Raw genomic sequence first — 17,715 nt, 5'->3', positions numbered from 1 at the left:
ATCAGTCGGGGGGTTGATACGTTGCGGCGATGCCTCGGTGATAGTCGAGGAAGGCGTCTTGCGCGACGACCTGCTCCCCCGGTCGCAGTCCCGAGACGATGCCTGTCTGCCAGCCGCGTGCTTGGCCCGGAACCACGCGGCGCGGCTCGTCGCCCTTCGGCGTGCGAACGAGCACCCACCATTCGCCGCGGTCGAGAATCAACGCGGCAGTCGGCACCATGACGTAGGAGGCGGGCGCACCGTCGAGCGTGACGGTGCCCCATTGACCGCTAACCCAATCGGCGTGCGACGAGGCGCTCAAGCCGACTTGCAGCGCACCGTCCGCGCTGGCTGCCTGCGCGATGTTGATGATGCTGACGGGGATCGGCGCCCCGTTGCCGGCCGGCGTAAAGCGCCCCGTCATGCCGATACGAAGCGCCGACGCGTCCGCGCCGTAGTACTTCGCGCGCACCCATAGCGGGCCGCGAGGCTGGATCGTGAGTAGCATGTCGCCGGCGCGCGCTTGCTCGCCGTTCGCCGCTTGCATGGCGATCACCGAACCTGCCATCGGCGCCTTGACGACTTGTTGATCGCGCGCTTCGGCCAACTGCGCTTGCGCGGTCTGTTGCGCCGCCTGGGCGGCGGCGAGTTCGCTGACCGCCGCGTCGAGCGCTTGTTTGGTCGTCAACTGCTGGGCCAGTTGATCGCGCGCGATCGCCAACGCGCGGGTGGCCGCTTGGAGCCGGGCCTGAGCGCTGTGGAGCGAGGTCTCGCGTTCAGTCAGCAGCGCACTCATCTGCGGACCTGTTACGCGAGCGAGGACCTCGTTCGCGGCAACCGTGCTGCCGGGCAGAACGTGCAGGTCGCTCAGTGTGCCGGGGGAGACGATGCGGACGTTGACGATCGAAGTCGGTTCGACCTGACCGTATGCCGTGTATTGCACGGGGAACGTTTGCCGCTGTGCGGCCACGGCAAGCGGCGCGGCGCTGCGGGTGTCCGGGCCACCCGCATAGGCTAATTGGCCGAACGCGAGCGCGCAGACGATTAGCCACGGCATCGATGCCGAAGCGGCGGCGCGAGGCGAACGTCGACGCACGCTGCGAGTTAGGAAGTCCATGCGAGGAGGTCGCGCACGATGGGCGCGCCGTACAGGGCGCCGAGCATACCGGCGATCATCAATAAACCCACGAAACGCGCGGCCTCGATTCGCGCGCGGGCCGGCGCGTCGGCTATATGCGGCTCCGGCAGCGGGGCGAGCAACCGCGCGACTCGCCTTTGGAGGGCGCCGCGATCGCCGGTCAGACGGGCATGAGCATGCAAGGCGGTACCGCTCGATGCAGGGGACGTCCGCTCGAGGGCACGCGTATGCCGTAGGGTAGCGAGCAACGCCGCTGCGAGATCTTCGCCCGATGCCCCCCGTTCTCGCGCCTCATCGTCGCGCGCATACTCGAGCGCTTCCAGCCACGCATCGAAGCGTTCGCGAGCACCGGGCCACGGCCATTGCAAATCGGTGGCGAGTTGGGCGAGCCAGATCCGCAGCGGATCGCGATGGCGTGCGTGCGCCAGCTCGTGCTGCCACGCCGCTTCGAGCGCCGGTTCGTCGAGCGACTTGGCGAGAAACGGCGAACACCATACCTTCGGCCGGATCAGCCCCACCGTGCATATTCCCGCTTGCAGAGGATCGTGCGTGAGCGCCCAAACGGCGCGACCGATCGCGCGTGCCGCGACGATGGCGAACGGCAGCGAGGCGGCGATCAATACCCATTCATCGAGGCGATCGGCCACAGGATCCGGCTCCCTCAACGCCCAGCCGCATAACCAGGCCGCGACCAGCATGGCCGGCATCACGGGAAGCCAAAGGCGTAGCCATGCGTCGCGCTGCGCCTCGTGCGAGCCGCCGGCAGGGGAACGCAATGAAAACAGGGCGAGCGGTTGAACCGCCACGCCGCCTAACAGGACCACGAGCAAGGTCAATAACGATTCACGTTCCATCTTGACGACTCCTCTTGGCCTGGATCGCCCGTTCGAGTTCTTCCAGCAGAACCGGATCGATCTCGCCCACCGCGTCGACGAGCGTGGCGACGGCTGCATGCGGCGTCGCACCGAGAAAACGGGTCATGAGCTGCCGCGCCCGCGCGCGTTCCACATCCTGCCGATCGACGGCCGGCGTGTAGACGAATCCGCCCGCCACGCGTTCGCGTGCGATCAATCCCTTCTCGCGCAGGCGATCCACCACCTTCGCCGTGGTGGTGTAAACACGGCCGGCAGGCGCGCCCAGCCGCTCGTGCAGGGTGCGGACGGAAGCGGTGCCGAGTTCCCAGAGCATGCTCAAGGCGGCGTACTCGAGATCGTCGGCGGGCAAACGGTATCGGCTCATTGCGCTACATTACGACGGTTGTCGTAGATGCGTCAAGCGAGGCCCTACCTGCTTGTTTCGAGCGATTCCGGGGTTTCGAGCGACTGCCAGCGATGGCGACCGTTTTCGCGCCAGCTCGCGTTTGCCCTACGCCATGCGTTTACCGGTGCGCGGCGCGGCGTGCAGTGCGGCGGCGCCGGGCGCGGTGACGAGACCTCGTCAGGGGCACGGTGCTTTCCCTTCGCGTTGCCACGCAGTGCTCGACGGCTTCGCCGACCGTGGCGAAGAACGGCGCGTCGCGGCTGAACCGGCTGAACATGCCGTAGGCGCGCAGGCGATCCTTGACGGGGCCTTTCATCTCCGCGAAGCACAGCCCGATGCCGTCCTCTTGCAGTTCGTCGTGCAACGTGGCGAGGACGTCGGCCGCCGTGACGTCGATATCGGTCACGGGCTCTGCCGCAAGGACGACCCATTGCACCGGCTCGGCCGAGTTCGCCACCGCGCTGCGCACGTGATCGGCGAAGATGTTGGCGTTCGCGAAGAAGAGCGGCGCGTCCCACCGGAACAGAACGACCCCCGGCAACTGGCGCGCTTCGGGGTGGCGCGCGATATCGTGATAGCCGCGCCTGCCCGTGACGCGCCCGAGGATCGCATCGTAAGGGTGCCACGCCCGCCAGACGAACGAAACGAGCGCCAGGCCGACCGAAATGAAGATGCCTTGCACGACGCCAAGCAGGACCACGCCGACGAAGCACAACATCGATACCGCGAATTCGCTGCGCCGCTGGCGATACAAACGCAAGACGCTGCGGATCTCTACGATGCGCAACGATGCGCAGACGACGACCGCGGCCAACGCGGAATACGGCACATGAGCGAGCAAGGCGGGCGCTTCGATCAGCAGCAAGGCGACGCACGCAGCGGCCACGACGCCGGTGAGCTGCGTTTGCGCGCCCGCTGCCTGTGCGACCGGTGTCCGCGATGCGCTGCTGGTGACGGGGCATCCCCGCAGTAGACCGGCGAGCAAGTTCGCGGCGCCTAGCGCAATGAGTTCCTGGTTGCGGTCTTCTTCGCGATCGGTTCGCGATGCGAAGACGCGCGACAGGACGCTGATGTCGGCGAACGAGACGAGCGCGATGGCGACCGCACCGCCCAACAAGCCGCGAACGTCGGCGAGCGACAAGACCGGTATGCCGGGCAGCGTCCATCCGGACGGGACGAGTCCGATCACGGGCACGAGCATCGGGTGGCGGGCGTTCAACCACCAGCCCGCGCCTGCCGCCGCGACGAAGACGAGAAAGACGCCCGGCACGGCCGGCGCGTACCTTCGGAACAGCAAGATCGCGCTCATGCACGCGAACCCGACCACAGCCGCATAGACGTTGATCGCGCCGGCGAGCACACCACGGATCACATCGGCCACATCGTCGATGAACGTGCCGCCCGCGTCGGCGAACCCGAGCAACTTCGGCAACTGGCTAGCGATCAGCGTGACGGCGATCCCGTTCAGATAGCCGAACCGGATGGGGTGGGACAATAGATCGGAGACGAATCCGAGCTTCAGCAAACCGAACGACATGCACGCGAGGCCCGCCATGATCGCGAGCATCGAGGCGAGCGCGACGCTTTGCGCGGAATGCGCGGGCGCGAGCGGGAGCACGATCGCGGCGATCAGCGCCGCCAGCGCCGAATCGGGGCCGAGCACGAGGATGCGGCTGGGGCCGAAGATCGCATAGGCGATCAACGCGGCAATCGTCGCATATAAACCGGTGATGACGGGTAGCCCCGCGGCCTCGGCGTAGCCCATGCCGACCGGAACAAGCATGGTCGTCAGTGCCAGTCCGGCGAACAGGTCTTTCGCGAGCCAGGCGCGTCGATAGCCTCGCGCCATCGCTACGGCCGGTACCCAACGTTCGAGGCGCTGCTCGACGCGAGAACGTGCCGGATCGCCCGGGTCGTCAGGATTGGCTTTGCGCCTCATGGCGTACGCTCGAGCAGTTGGATGCCGGGAAGCGGGCACGACGGTGCACTGCGTGGCGTGTGGTCGCGATTCATTCTGATTGCGTACACGGGATCGGTGTTGACGCACGTCAAACGGGCCCATTCGTCTTGTCTGGGAAAATAGCCTCTGAACCCGATGCCATCCCGTCGAGCATTTGCTTTAGATCAAGCGCTCGAGCGACATGCGTCCGTACGATCCCCGCATGGAGCGCGCGTTTCATCGTGCCCTAGGGGCGCGGTGCGTCCCGTTCGCGCAGACGGAACGGGCGGCGCCCTTCGCGACGACACCATGGCCCGCGTTTATCGTTCGATCGACTTCGTTTTGCTGACCGTATCGGCGCTCACGCTGGCCGTCGGTGCGCTATGCATCGCGCTCGATATGGGCGATCTCGCCCGCGCCGTCTGGGTGGCCGGCGCCTTGCCCGTTCTCCTTGCGCTGACGGTTTCGATCGCGAAGACCCTACTCGCGCGCGAGGCGGGCGTGGACATCCTCGCCTGGCTGGCGATCGCGCTGGCACTCGTGCTCGGCGAAACGCTCGCCGCCGCGGTCGTGGCTTTGATGGTTGCCACCGGCCGCGCGCTGGAACGGTATGCGCAGGGCCGCGCGAGGCGCGAGATGGCCGCGTTGCTGAGCCGTGCGCCGCGGGAAGCCACCGTCTGGAAGGACGAAGAATGGCGCGCGATCGCACTCGACAACGTTCGACGCGGCGACCGGCTCCTCGTTCGAAGCGGTCAGTTCGTGCCCGTCGACGGATCGTTGATCGGCACCGCGGAGTTGGACGAATCGATGTTGACGGGCGAGGCGGCGATACGGCGGCGGCTGGCGGGCGAATCGGTGTGCAGCGGCATTGTCAATGCTGGTGCGCCGTTCGAAATGGTGGCGTCCGCCGTCGCCGCGCAAAGCACGTTGGCCGGTATTGTGCGCATGGTGGAGGCAGCCCAGCGCGAACGGAGCCCGGCCGCGCGGCTGGCCGACCGCTATGCCGTGCTGTTCGTGCTCGTTGCGCTCGCACTCGCCGGTGGCGGGTGGCTCGTCACGGGGCAAGTCGAACGCGCGCTGGCGGTGCTGGTGGTCGCGACGCCCTGTCCGTTGATTCTCGCCGTGCCGGTCGCGATCGTCTCGGGGATGTCGAGCTGCGCGAAGCGCGGTATTTTGATCAAAGGCGGCGGTGCGCTCGAACGGCTCGCGCAAGGATCCATCCTGTTCTTCGACAAGACGGGGACCCTGACCGGCGGCCGTGCTCGGCTCGTTTCGATCGAGTGCGGTGCGCAAGGGTTAGGAGAGAACGACGTGCTTCGATTCGCGGCGTCGCTGGCACAGGCGTCAGGCCACGTCATTTCCGAAGCGCTGACCGTTGCGGCACGCGAACGTAGCCTCCGCTTAGCGCCGCCGTCGGCCGTGACGGAAATCGCCGGCGCGGGCTTGAGGGGGCAAGTCGATGGCCGTGCCGTCGCAATCGGTGCATTCGCCTTTGTCTCGGGCGAGGCTCGGCCCGCACTTTGGAGCGCGGCCTTCCTTCGCACCATGGGCTACGAAGGCGGGGCCGCTGTCTTCGTCGCCGTCGACGGGCAGATGGTCGGCGCCATCAGAATGGCCGACCAATTGCGCCTCGAAACCCCGAGGGCGCTGCGCCTGCTTCGGCACGAAGGCATCGAGCGGCTGATCATGCTGACGGGGGATCGCCGCGACGTCGCCGAAACCGTCGGCGCAATGTTGGGCGTAACCGAAGTGCGCGCACAGCAGACGCCGACCGACAAGCTTTCCGCCATTCAGGCCGCGCGACGCGAAGGGGTTGTCATCATGGTGGGCGATGGCGTGAACGATGCACCGGCCTTGGCGGCGGCCGACGTCGGCATCGCGATGGGCGCGCGCGGGGCGGCGGCCTCGTCCGAGGCGGCCGATGTGGTACTGCTCGTGGATCGTCTCGATCGCTTGGTGGAGGCGATACGGATCGCCCGGCGCGCGCGGCGCATCGCCGTGCAAAGCGTCGCGGCCGGCATGGCGATGTCGTTCGTGGCGATGGCCGTAGCGGTGTGCGGCTTCCTGCCGCCGATCGGTGGGGCGATCCTTCAAGAATTCATCGACGCGGCGGTCATCGCGAACGCCCTCCGAGCATTGCGGGTGCGCGCTCGGACGAGTGCGGGCAGCCTGGCGCGCAGCGATGCCGATCGCTTGCAAGCGGAGCACATGCGATTGGCCGAAGCGATGGCCCGAATTCGAGATCTCGCCGATCGGCTCGTTCGGATGCCGAGGGAATCGGTGGCGGCCGAACTCGCGCGCGCGAACGAGTCGCTCACGCGCGAGCTGGTACCGCACGAGCAGCGCGACGATATCGACATCTATCCGGGGCTCGCGCGTCTCTTGGGCGGCGATGACCCGATGGCCGCGATGAGCGGCATGCACCGCGAGATCTTTCGCATCGTCCGGCTGCTCGAGAAGATGACGGCGGATCTTCCGCCGGAAGGCCCCGATGCGAACGCGGTATGCGAGTTTCAGCGCTTGCTGTATGGGCTCGATGCGATCGTGCGTCTGCACTGCGCGCAGGAGGATGAACTGTTTCACGTGCTCGGCGACGATGCGTCGGCGGGTGCGCGAAGCTGAAGTGCCCCGCCCCTATCGGCGGGGCGGCCGTCGTCTCCTACTGCGATTGAAGGAACGTCGCGACCGCCTTCGCATCCGCGGCGCCCAGCGTGTGCGCGACGGCGCTCATGACGGGAGCATTCGCTCGCGTGCCGTTCTGAAAGACCTCGATTTGACGAAGGATGTAATCGGCGTGCTGGCCCGCGAGGCGCGGAAATTGTCCGTTGCCGTGCCCTTGCGCGCCGTGACATGACGCGCACGCCGGCACGCCCTTGTCGGGCAGCCCTTGTTCGAAGATCTTGCGACCCTCGGCCATGAGTGCGGCGTCGCCGGCCGCGCCGGATGTCGGCGTTTGCCGGGAGTAGTAATCGGCCAGCGACGCGACGGTTGCATCGTCGAGCTGCGACGCGATCGCCCACATATAGGATCGCGCGTCGGATTCTCCGCGCATGTGCTGCCGGAAGCCCTTCAATTGCGCAACGAGATAATCGGTGCTCTGCGCGTTGAGCTTCGGGAACATCGGCGATTTGCTGTCGCCGTGGACGCCGTGGCAGGCGGCGCACAGTTGAGAGGCCAGGCGGGCGCCGTCTTGCGCGAGCGCGGAACTCGTCCATAGCGCGACGGTGCAGGCAACGGCCGACATCAGCGTCGATGCGGCGGACGCGATGGCGTAGCGGGGCAGTCGTTTCATAGTGCGAACCATTCGATGATGTCGTTCGATCTTCGTTGTGCGACTAAAACACGAGCCACGCCAGCAAGTACAACGTATTGTTGTCGCTTGCGTTGCGCCCGTTGCCGTCGTAGTTGTAGCGCGCCCCGTTGAACTTGAGGAACCACGTGTACTGCACGGAAAGCTTGACTTGCGGGATCGGCAAGTAATCCGCCTCGAGAATGATTCCGTTCGAATTGGGCATGCCGTTGGCGCTGCCGGTCACCGGTGCCGATCCGTAGAGCCCAGCGTCTGTGCTGCCCGTCGTTTGAAAGTAGGCGAGCGTGCCGCCGTACTTTCGTCGGAAGTAGTACGACGCTTTCGCTTTGAACGTATTGAGCGTATCCGAAGGGTTCGAGGGTGTCGGGCCCGCGCCGATTCCCCCGCTGGGAAAGCTTGCATCCCAGCTTTGCTTTTCATGAATCCAGGTGGCCTGCGCGGTAATCGAATGCGTGAAGGTTAAATACTGATATTGCGTGTCGAACGCGTAATCGGTGAAGCGGTCGGTCGGCGAAACGGGCATCGTATCGTCGGGGTACTTGTCCGCGATCAGGCCATAGGTGCCGAGCATGAGCGAGTGCGGTCCCCACTCGGCGTTGTAGGCCAGACGCCAGTACGGATTGTTGCCCGACAGGCGCGCGGCGGCCCCCGGTGTGGAGATGTCTTGCCCCGTACGCAGGAACGAAAACATCTTGTCCGCCGTACGGTACAACCCGAACTCCGCATAAATACTGCGTTGCCAGAACGCATAGGCGGTGAGGCCCGCGACCTGTTGTGCGAGCCCATTGTCGATCAGCGTGCTCGCCATCGGCGTGAGCGAGACGCTGCTCGACGCGTACGGATACCCGAACGCCGGGGTGCTGTTCCACACATCCGAGACCGTCGGGTTGTTATTGAGCGTCATGCCATAGATAAAATCGATGTCGCCCTTCGTAAAGTGGCCGGCGGCACGGATATCCGTATTGTCGATGCCGCTGTGGTGTGCGATGCCGTCGTACGTCCATTGCGCGAACGCCCCGACCGGACCCGCGATGCGCCCGCCATAAAAAATGCTCGCCTGCTGCAGCGCGATGTCGCCGTTGCGGATGAAGTCGTATTCGTTGTTATTGATCGTTCGCGTGTTGGTTTGGGAGAACTGCAGCATCGCCGCCAAAGGAATCGTTTTATTGTTCGTCAGCGTATAGCCGGTCAATTTGAAGAATCGGCCGAACGGCGTCAGTTCAGGAAAACTCACATGGCAAGCGACGCATGCGAGGCCGGTTTGTCGGGCGAACGCGGGCACTGCATTCGCTCCGTGGCTGATGAGGCCAAGCATCGTTGCGGTCAGCACAAGCACCCACCGCGCGCGAATCGCGCGTATTAGCCAAGCAAGCATGGCATCCCCCGAACAATGCATTGTTTTCCGGTTTATAGGACAAATTCGGCGAGCCGCGACCCTAGCGTGCTTCGTTTCGTGCGAAACGGCACGGATTCGTCTTGACTCAACCCGTCATTGCATTCGTGTTGACCAGTAAAAGCGGCGTTTGCGTCAACCGGGCGACTCGCTCGGCGACACTACCGAGCACCCATCGCGATAAGCCGCGTCTTCCGTGGGTGCCCATGACGATCAATTCAGCATGCCAATCGGCGGCCGCGCGAGCGATGGCGTGCGCCACGTCGTCGCTCGTTCGCGCCGTCTCGACGAGTGCGGTGCTTGCATGGCTCGATGCGCGTGCGAGGATCGGCTCGGCCGCGGCGAGCGCGTCCATGCCCTCCTCGACGAATGCGCCCTCGAGCGCATCGATCGGTACGAAATCGCTCAAACGTACGGCACGATCGACGATGTACACCGCACGCAGCGCAGTGTCGCGTGTCGCGAATCGCACGCCATATTCGAGCGCGGCGGTGGCGTGCGCGCTGCCGTCCACCGCGAACAGCACGCGCTCGGGCAAGCGTTCGGCTTTGACCGTATAAGCGGCAGGCACGATGAGGATGGGACACGGTGCATGCTTCGCCAAAGGCACGGACACCGCCCCTTCGACCCAGCGCCGCAATCCATGGTGTTGCCGCGCCCCGACCACGAGCAAATCGGCGGGCCAGACGTGCGCGGTTTCGATCAATGCGTGCACGACGTCGCCCCCATGCTTGGACAGATCGATGGGCTCCGCTTCGACATGGACGTCTCGGCCCGCGAATGCGGCCGCTGCGCGGTCCAGTGCGTCCTTCGCATCGCTTAGCAATTCGGCGCGCGCCGCATCCAACGCCTCTTCCGCGAACCGCCCCGTTGGGACGAGCGTGCGCGGATTCTCGGCCACGCTGACGAGACGTACGCTGCCTCCCGGCGCCACTAACGAACGTGCAAAGGCGACCGCATGTTCCGAGGCAGGCGATAGATCGACGGCGATCAGTACCTTCTCGGGTAAGCCGAGAGTCGGGCCGTTTGATGGCGATGCGTCGCTCATGAATTCGCCCCTAGTGTCCTGAGTTGGGGAGGGTGTGTTTCGATTGTGGTGGGCGCGCGCGGTTTTTCCTTTGACGGATGTCAAACGTATGCCGAACGGCGATCGCTTTCCTCGTACCGTAAGGGTTTTGCGCTAGGACTCGGATAAACGGACCGATGAGCCGACGGACGGCGCGCGTCGGCGAGAAGGTGCGTGCTGTTTCAGCGTGCGCTTAAGGAGGGCTCGTCGCGAACGACGCGTGCGGGTTCGGCTACGGATTGCAGCGACACGACGACGCCCAGCCCGGCGCCGCCGATCCCCGGTTCGAACCGAAGTTGGCCGTTGAAGTAGCTCGCGATGCGAGCGACGATGGATAACCCCAACCCGCTGCCCGGGGCGCCGGCGTCGGTGCCTCGGTAGAAGCGGTCGGTCAGGCGCAGCCTATTCGATTCGGCCACGCCGGGACCGTTGTCGCGGATCGCGACGCGGACCGTGTCGCCGTCGTCGAACAAGGCCGCTTCGATGCGACCGCCTGGCGTGCCGTACTTAATTGCGTTGTCGAAGAGATTATCGAGCAAGATGCCGATGAGAAACGGCTCGGCCTCGACGGCGGGGACGGCCACGGGCGCGAATACGATCTCGATCCGCTGCCGGCGCGCGCTTTCGGCATGTCGTGCAATGGCTTCTTGAACGAGGACGTCGAGCGCGACGGGCACGGCCGGAATGCGCTCGCGTTCGTCGAGCCGTGCGAGCAGCAGCAACTGTTCGACGACGTGCGCGCTGCGGTCCACGCCTTGGATGACCCGCTGGATCGCCAGAGCGCGCTGCGCCGAATCGCCGGCCGCGAGCGCCACTTGCGCCTGCACTTTGATCGCGGCCAGCGGCGTCTTGAGTTCGTGCGCGGCATCGGCCGTGAACGCGCGCTCGCGCGCGATCGAGTGCTTCAGTTGTGCGAGCAATCGATCGATCGCGTCCACGAGCGGCCGCACTTCCAGCGGAACGTGATCGAGATCGATCGGATCGAGCGTCTTCGCATCGCGCGCGCGGATGGTATCGGAGAGGGCTCGCAGCGGCGCCAGGCTGCGTCCGATGGCGAGCCACACTAACAGCGCGAGCGCCGGCAAGGCGATCAGCAGCGGACGGCTGATATGCCATGCCGCCCCGCGCGCGAGGTCGCTGCGCGAATTCGACGTCTCCATCACGCGAATGTCTCGGCCGGTCCGTGCATCGTCGACCGCATAGACGCGCCACGCAGTTTGCGCAAGCGTGGCCGACCAGGGTCCCTGCGCATCGCCGAGGCGGGGCGGAATCGGGCCGAGCTTCGCCAAAGCCGGGCTGGCCGCGATAAGGCGACCGGTTGCGTCGCGCACTTCGATCAGGATGTCGCGCGGCGAGATATCGCTATCGACCGCGCTTTCCGCCTTCTCGCCGTGTTCGGGCAGTTCTATGCGCGCATCGATCGGCGAGCGTGCGAGACGAATCAGATCTTCGTCGTCCAGCAGCGTGGCGAGCTCTGCAAATTCGATCAGCCGTGCATCTTGCCAGCGTTGGACTTCGTTCGAAGCGTGCCGAAAGCTGGAGGCGAGCGTGACCACCCAAACGAGTGCGACGCCGGCTAGCAGCGTGAGCGACAAGCGGCGGCGGATCGCGTTGTTCGTCACGGTTTCTCGATGACGTAGCCGATACCGCGGACCGTGGTGATCAGATCCGCACCGAGTTTTTTGCGCAGCTTCGACACGTGCACTTCGATCGCGTTGCTCTCGATCTCCTCTTGCCAGCCATAGAGACTCTCTTCGAGATCGGTGCGCGATTGCGGAATGCCCTGGTGCGTAATGAGCTGCGTCAGCACGGCCCACTCCCGCGACGTCAAGGACACGCGCGTATCGTCGCGCGTGACGCTTTGCGCCAGTAGATCGACGGAAAGATTGCGCCAAGCGATCGATTCCGCGCTGCGGCCCTGGGACCGGCGCACCAAAGCGCGACAGCGCGCGAGCAATTCGGTCAGATCGAACGGCTTACCCAGGTAATCGTCGGCGCCGGCATCGAGCCCGCGCACGCGATCGGCGATGGTGCCGCGGGCCGTCAGGACGAGCACCGGGACATCGTTGCCGGCATCGCGCAGCGCCTTCAGCAGATCGCCGCCGGAGCGGACCGGCAAACCTAGATCCAGTACGACGAGCGCGTAGCGATGGGTGGCGAGCGCAAGCTCGGCTTGCCGGCCGTCGCGCGCCCAATCGACGGCATAGCCGGCTTGACGAAGCGCGAACTCGACGCCCGAGCCAATCAGTTCGTCGTCTTCAACGAGAAGGATTCTCATCGGCAATTGCATGCGAAGTATGGAGCGTGCCTGCATGGATTCGATCAGGCGAATCCCAGGCGAATCGCTGGGCAGTGTACGCGAGAACCGACTCGGATATCGGTTTTTAAAGAAGCGCTTCAGATTTTCTTAAGCTTCGGGGGATACGATCCGAAGAATCGGCGTTCATCGCCGCCGCGTCAGCCTACACGCCGCCGGTTCCGCCGAGACACACCCTTCAAAAGCCTTCGGAATGTCCGTGTGGGTGCTTATGCCGACACTGCACCGCACACCGTCGGAGTTTCGGATGGAGCCGTCGCTCGTCAATCAACTGCGTGCCAATTTAGTGGTGACGTCCCTCGCGGCGTCGCTGGTTCAAGTTGCGGTATTGCTTTCGATCGTCCTGCTGCGCGTTCCCGAGGGCCTTTTCTTATCGGACACCTTTCGGTTGGCGGCCTTAGCGATCGTCGCGGGTATTGTCCTCGTCGTGCATTGGTTCGCCCGTGTGGCCTTTCACACGGCGCTCGACGGCGGCGACGTCATTGTCTGGGGCGGGAAACAAGGCGCCGTCATCGTTTCCTCTGCGTGTCCTCGTCCCTTACTTGTTGCACTGCACCTTCGCTTCAATCGCCGGCGGTTCGCCTTTCAAAGCCAGGCGGCGGAAAACGCATAAATTTATGTTTTTTTATCGCAAAAGCCGCGACTAAGCTGGAGCATAGCCGCCTTGGCGCGCGGGCTATTCGAATTCTCATAGGCGTCGTGGTACAGGGAGCGTATCGTGAATATCAATGCCGAGGCTTTCATAAGACGGTGGGGGCGGCGCGCACTGGATGCGCGATTTCATCGGCTTCACCGTATCCAAGCGATGTCGATTCATCGGACCATTCAGCAATCCATCGGTCCGACGAATCGTTCGGATCTGAACCGTGCCGACACCTATGCGCGCGAGGTACTTGGGCACTTGCACTACGCGCCCTGGCTCTATGTCTATACGGCGTTGGCAGGCCGCTTCAAGGAAGGATGGATTCCCGACAATTACTATGGCCATGTTGTCGTTCCGAAACTCAAGGGCGGGTATGGAAAGGCATCGAGCCTGAAATCCTTGCAAGCCGGGATATTCGGCGAAGATGCCTTCCCCGATGTCGCCTACTTCGCCAACGGGCTGTTCTTCTTGCCGGGCAATGCGGTCATTGCACCGGAGTTCGTCGCGCGCCGGCTTTTCGCGGAGCACGAATCGCTGATATTCAAAGTCGACAATTCGCTGCAGGGAAAAGGTATTCACTTTTTCGATCGAGCGACCTTCGATATCCGAAAAATCAAGGCACTGGGCAACGGCGTGTTTCAAGAAAGAATCGCGCAGCACGAGGTACTGAGCCAGTTCGCTCGGCGCTCCGTCGCAACATTGCGCGTGACCACGGCCGTGAGCGACGAAGGCGCGGTCTCCGTTCGCGCTTGCTATTTGCGGATAGGACGCGATTCGGACACGCACGTGCAGTCGACGACGCATATCCGCGTTCCGGTCGATTGCGCGACGGGAGAGCTGGCGCCGGACGGCTACCTGACCGACTGGACCGTCGCGCGGGAACACCCGGACAGCAAGGTGCGATTCGCGGGCGTCACGATTCCCGCCTTCGCCGATTGCCTGAAGACGGTTCTCGACCATCACAAAAAAGTGCCGTTCGCGCGATGCGTTGGCTGGGACGTAGCCGTTGACTACGACGAGCGCGTGAAGCTCATGGAGTGGAATGCGGAGCACAACGATATCAAGTTCAGCGAGGCGACGCAGGGGCCGTGCTTCGCCGATCTGAGATGGGAGCGGTTGATACGCGAGGAAACGGGGCAAGCGAAATCGAAAGGCCAGTTGCCCTCGGCCATACCCGATGGCAGCCGCGCGCTGTGAGTTCGAATGCCCCGCGTTGCCGGCACCGGTTGCCAGATCAACCTGGACCGGTGCGGCGATTTATTGGCCGGCGCCGACGACGAACTCTGTGCGCATGCCGTCGCGATAGTGCCCCGGCTCATTGCAAAAGACGATATAGCGGCCCTTGGCGAGCGTGAATTCCGCAGTCACGGTTTCGCGCGGGCGCAGATCTTCGATCCCCTGTAGGCCCTTGATCGCATCCTCCTCGACTTGTTGCGTCTTCGTATCGTAGGGCAAGGCGGCATCCGGATTCGCTCGCCGGGCGAACATGAATTCGTGCACTGTGCTGCGCGATTCGTTCTTGACGGTGAATTCGACGGGGCCCGGTGGGATGGTCGACGGGCTCAACGTCAACGACATGTGCCCGTTGCTGCCATCCGAGAGCTTGACGAGCACTTTGGCCGGTTCGCTCGCTAAGACCGAACTGATCGATACCAGCGATATCGCGGCGCCGGCGAACAACGAAAGTGTCCACTGCGACATGAGTTCACCCTCCCTGGCTTCGACGACCGACGGCGAAGCGTGCTGTTGCGACGATGTTGCCACTAGCATGGCACGCCAAGCTTAAGGTTTCATTAGGGCCGTACGGGTCCATACCTTGCTTTGCGGATCGATAAAGCGATCTATCCCCGTATCGAAAGGAGCAAGCATGGATAAGGCAACGAGAATGCAAGGCAAGATCGCCCTGGTGACGGGCTCGGGACAGGGGATCGGCCGCGCGGTCGCCGTGCGTCTCGCGCAGGAGGGGGCGAAAGTCATCGTCAACGACCTGCACGACGACACCCTTGCCGAGCAGACGCTTGCGGACGTGCGCGCGGCCGGCGGCGACGGATGTATCGTCGCGGGCGACGTGAGTGTGACGGAGGCCGGCCGCCAACTGATCGCACAAGGAATCCAGCAAATGGGCCGAATCGATGTACTGGTGAACAATGCGGGCGTCGAGCACAACGCGTCCTTTCTCGATATCACCGAACAGGACTACGATCGGGTACTCGACATCAATCTGAAAGGCGCTTTTTTCATTACCCAGGCGTTCGTCGCGCATCTACGCGACACGCAGCGCGGTGGCCGTATCGTCAACATCAGCTCGGTTCACGAGGAATTGCCGTTTCCGCATTTCACGAGCTACTGCGCGAGCAAGGGCGGCATGAAGATGATGATGCGCAACCTCGCGATCGAGCTTGCGCCGCTCGGCATTACCGTGAACAACGTTGCACCCGGTGCGATCGGCACGTCGATCAACGACCGCTTGCTGCATAATCCGAATCAGCTCAATGCGTTGCTCGGCAACATTCCGCTCAAGCGCTTGGGCAAACCTGAAGATGTTGCGAACGCGGTGCTGTTCCTCGCGTCCGACGAAGCCGATTACGTCACCGGTACGACGGTCTATGTCGACGGTGGCCTACTGTGGAACTACGCCGAACAATGAGCATGACGATCGCCGCCGATAAAATGCTGGCCCGGGGCGGGGCGGCGCCGGACGTCGGACACGTCGCACCCGCCGATGTGATGACGCCGGCCGATCGCTACGAGGAATTGTTCGTTGCCGTGCAAATGGGACGCGTGTTCGACGACAGCAAGGCGTTCGTCGATTGCATCCCGCGCGTGGCGCCGGCCGAGATCATGCGGCGGTATCGCGCCGATCGACATTTGCCGGGCTTCGATCTGAAGCGGTTCGTTAAGCAGCACTTCGCGCACGAGCCGGCGCCGGCCGATCGCTATGTAGCCGACCCGCGGCAGTCGCTCGCGGCGCACATCGACGGCTTGTGGCCCGTTCTGAGCCGCCGTCCCACAGGGCATCCGGCGCACAGTTCGCTCTTGCCCTTGCCGTACGACTACGTCGTGCCGGGAGGGCGCTTCAGCGAAATGTACTACTGGGATTCGTATTTCACGATGCTCGGTCTCGCGCAAAGCGGTCGGCGCGATCTGCTGCGCAGCATGGCGGACAATTTCTCGTTTTTGATCGATCACTACGGACACATTCCTAACGGTAACCGAACCTACTACCTAAGCCGTTCTCAGCCACCCGTGTTTGCGCTCATGGTCGATCTATTCGAGGCGCACGGCGTCAAGCCTGCGCTGAAATACTTGCCTGAGTTAAAGCGCGAGCACGCCTATTGGATGTCGGGCGCGGAAGACCTTGTGCCCGGCGACGCCGCTCGCCATGCGGTGCGGCTGCCCGACGGCGCGCTGCTCAACCGGTATTGGGACGAGCGCGATACGCCGCGCGACGAGGGGTATCTCGAAGACGTCGGCACGGCGGCGGCCGGCAAGCGCGCACCGGGCGAAGTCTATCGCGAGCTGCGCGCCGGGGCGGAATCGGGCTGGGACTTTAGCTCGCGTTGGCTAGCCGATCCGAACGATCTGGCGACGATACGCACAACGTCCATCTTGCCCATCGATTTGAACAGTTTCCTGTACAAGCTCGAGACGCAAATCGAAAAGCTGGCCCGGGCGCAAGGCGATGCATCGACGGCCGATACGTTCCGGGGCCATGCGCTCGCGCGGCGGCAGGCCATCGATCGCTATCTGTGGAACGACGCCGAGGGCGCCTTCGTCGATTACGACTGGCAATCCGGGGCGCAGCGAATAGGCCTGAGCGCGGCACTTGCCGTACCTTTATACGTGGGCCTTGCGACGCGCGAGCAGGCGCATCGCGCGGCGCGCGCGTTGGAAGCGCGGTTGCTGACGACGGGCGGCATCCGAACGACCGAGCAAGCGAGTGCGCAGCAATGGGATCGCTCCAACGGATGGGCGCCGCTGCAATGGATGGCCACGCGCGGGCTGATTCGTTATGGCGAAGGCACGTTGGGGCGCGAGATCGCGCATCGGTGGCTCGCGACGGTCGCGACCGTCTACGAGCGCGAGTACAAACTCGTCGAGAAATACGCGCTGCATCTCGATGTCGATGCCACGCGCGGCGGTGGCGGCGGCGAGTATCCGCTGCAGGACGGCTTCGGCTGGACCAACGGGGTGACCCGTCGCCTGCTGCACGAAGATCCCGACCACCCCGCACAGCACGCCTGCGCGGGCACACGCTGAAGGCTCAGCGCGCGCCGTGGCGGAAGCAGTCGACCGTGTGGTCGTCGACCATGCCGGTGGCCTGCATGAAGGCGTAGCAGATGGTGCTGCCGACGAAGCGAAAGCCGCGCTTCTTCAACGCCTTGCTCATGCGGTCGGACAGCGGCGTGGTGGCCGGGACTTCCGCCGGGCTGCGCCAGGCATTGCGGATCGGCCGACCGTCGACGAATGACCAGAAATACGCATCCAGGCTGCCGTGCTCGTCGATTGCCGCCAGCGCCGCCTTCGCGTTGTCGCGCACCGACGACACCTTCAACCGGTTGCGGATGATGCCGGGATCGGCCAGCAGCTTTTCGAGCTGGCGGTCGGTCATCGCGGCCGCACGCTCGATCTCGAAGTCGTGGAGCACCTCGCGGTAGCGTTCGCGCTTG

The 17,715-nt window shown here is 64.3% G+C and carries 16 protein-coding genes; 5 read left to right on the top strand and 11 right to left on the bottom strand.

Going from position 1 to position 17,715, the window contains the following annotated elements; genetic code table 11:
* Position 1: 1 nt before the first annotated feature.
* The 4 genes from ACTHN9_RS11480 to ACTHN9_RS11465 form a co-directional block, all read right to left on the bottom strand.
* Positions 2-1,036 carry an efflux RND transporter periplasmic adaptor subunit gene (locus ACTHN9_RS11480; protein ID WP_440536880.1) on the bottom strand — a complete coding sequence of 345 codons (1,035 nt, stop codon included), beginning with the start codon at positions 1,034-1,036 and terminating at the stop codon, positions 2-4.
* A gap of 47 nt (positions 1,037-1,083) precedes the next feature.
* Positions 1,084-1,971, bottom strand: a complete 888-nt coding sequence (locus ACTHN9_RS11475; RefSeq protein WP_440536879.1) for a hypothetical protein — start codon at positions 1,969-1,971, stop codon at positions 1,084-1,086.
* Entirely contained in the window at positions 1,961-2,341 is a 381-nt protein-coding gene (locus tag ACTHN9_RS11470) for a BlaI/MecI/CopY family transcriptional regulator (RefSeq protein WP_440536878.1), read from the bottom strand. Before ACTHN9_RS11470 ends, ACTHN9_RS11475 begins: the two co-directional genes overlap by 11 nt.
* A gap of 154 nt (positions 2,342-2,495) precedes the next feature.
* The gene (locus ACTHN9_RS11465) at positions 2,496-4,316 is read right to left on the bottom strand and encodes a SulP family inorganic anion transporter (protein WP_440536877.1); all 1,821 of its coding nucleotides are present in this window, start codon (positions 4,314-4,316) and stop codon (positions 2,496-2,498) included.
* A gap of 309 nt (positions 4,317-4,625) precedes the next feature.
* Here ACTHN9_RS11465 and ACTHN9_RS11460 point away from each other — a divergent pair, with 309 nt between their 5' ends.
* Positions 4,626-6,938, top strand: coding sequence for a heavy metal translocating P-type ATPase (locus ACTHN9_RS11460; protein ID WP_440536876.1), 2,313 nt, complete (start codon positions 4,626-4,628; stop codon positions 6,936-6,938).
* Between the two features lie 37 nt (positions 6,939-6,975).
* Here ACTHN9_RS11460 and ACTHN9_RS11455 read toward each other — a convergent pair whose 3' ends face one another.
* The 5 genes from ACTHN9_RS11455 to ACTHN9_RS11435 all read right to left on the bottom strand — a co-directional run bounded on the left by ACTHN9_RS11455 (position 6,976) and on the right by ACTHN9_RS11435 (position 12,363).
* The gene (locus tag ACTHN9_RS11455) at positions 6,976-7,560 is read right to left on the bottom strand and encodes a c-type cytochrome (RefSeq protein WP_440536903.1); all 585 of its coding nucleotides are present in this window, start codon (positions 7,558-7,560) and stop codon (positions 6,976-6,978) included.
* Positions 7,561-7,651: 91 nt separating this feature from the next.
* Complete coding sequence (locus ACTHN9_RS11450) at positions 7,652-8,860, bottom strand: cytochrome C (RefSeq protein ID WP_440536902.1); 1,209 nt, start codon at positions 8,858-8,860, stop codon at positions 7,652-7,654.
* 247 nt (positions 8,861-9,107) lie between these two features.
* Entirely contained in the window at positions 9,108-10,067 is a 960-nt protein-coding gene (locus ACTHN9_RS11445) for a universal stress protein (protein ID WP_440536875.1), read from the bottom strand.
* A 200-nt stretch (positions 10,068-10,267) separates the two neighbouring features.
* Entirely contained in the window at positions 10,268-11,707 is a 1,440-nt protein-coding gene (locus tag ACTHN9_RS11440; RefSeq protein WP_440536874.1) for an ATP-binding protein, read from the bottom strand.
* Complete coding sequence (locus ACTHN9_RS11435; protein WP_440536873.1) at positions 11,704-12,363, bottom strand: response regulator; 660 nt, start codon at positions 12,361-12,363, stop codon at positions 11,704-11,706. Before ACTHN9_RS11435 ends, ACTHN9_RS11440 begins: the two co-directional genes overlap by 4 nt.
* A gap of 250 nt (positions 12,364-12,613) precedes the next feature.
* Between ACTHN9_RS11435 and ACTHN9_RS11430 the strand changes: the two genes are divergently transcribed.
* Positions 12,614-13,015: a hypothetical protein gene (locus tag ACTHN9_RS11430; protein ID WP_440536872.1), complete on the top strand. Its 402-nt coding sequence runs from the start codon at positions 12,614-12,616 to the stop codon at positions 13,013-13,015.
* Positions 13,016-13,120: 105 nt separating this feature from the next.
* Entirely contained in the window at positions 13,121-14,242 is a 1,122-nt protein-coding gene (locus ACTHN9_RS11425; protein ID WP_440536871.1) for a sugar-transfer associated ATP-grasp domain-containing protein, read from the top strand.
* Positions 14,243-14,302: 60 nt separating this feature from the next.
* Here ACTHN9_RS11425 and ACTHN9_RS11420 read toward each other — a convergent pair whose 3' ends face one another.
* Entirely contained in the window at positions 14,303-14,746 is a 444-nt protein-coding gene (locus ACTHN9_RS11420) for a hypothetical protein (RefSeq protein ID WP_440536870.1), read from the bottom strand.
* Positions 14,747-14,912: 166 nt separating this feature from the next.
* Between ACTHN9_RS11420 and ACTHN9_RS11415 the strand changes: the two genes are divergently transcribed.
* Positions 14,913-15,692 carry an SDR family NAD(P)-dependent oxidoreductase gene (locus ACTHN9_RS11415; protein WP_440536869.1) on the top strand — a complete coding sequence of 260 codons (780 nt, stop codon included), beginning with the start codon at positions 14,913-14,915 and terminating at the stop codon, positions 15,690-15,692.
* Positions 15,689-17,305 carry an alpha,alpha-trehalase TreF gene (gene treF, locus ACTHN9_RS11410; RefSeq protein ID WP_440536868.1) on the top strand — a complete coding sequence of 539 codons (1,617 nt, stop codon included), beginning with the start codon at positions 15,689-15,691 and terminating at the stop codon, positions 17,303-17,305. The genes ACTHN9_RS11415 and treF overlap by 4 nt, the downstream gene beginning before the upstream one ends.
* Positions 17,306-17,309: 4 nt before the next feature.
* Here treF and ACTHN9_RS11405 read toward each other — a convergent pair.
* Positions 17,310-17,715: DNA-3-methyladenine glycosylase I (locus ACTHN9_RS11405; RefSeq protein WP_440536867.1), on the bottom strand; the 406-nt coding region annotated here is incomplete at its 5' end.

The sequence above is a fragment of the Trinickia sp. genome, assembly GCF_051953405.1.
Lineage (GTDB): Bacteria > Pseudomonadota > Gammaproteobacteria > Burkholderiales > Burkholderiaceae > Trinickia.
Note: the sequence above shows the minus strand (reverse complement) of the source record. Positions and strands in the feature narration are given on the sequence as shown.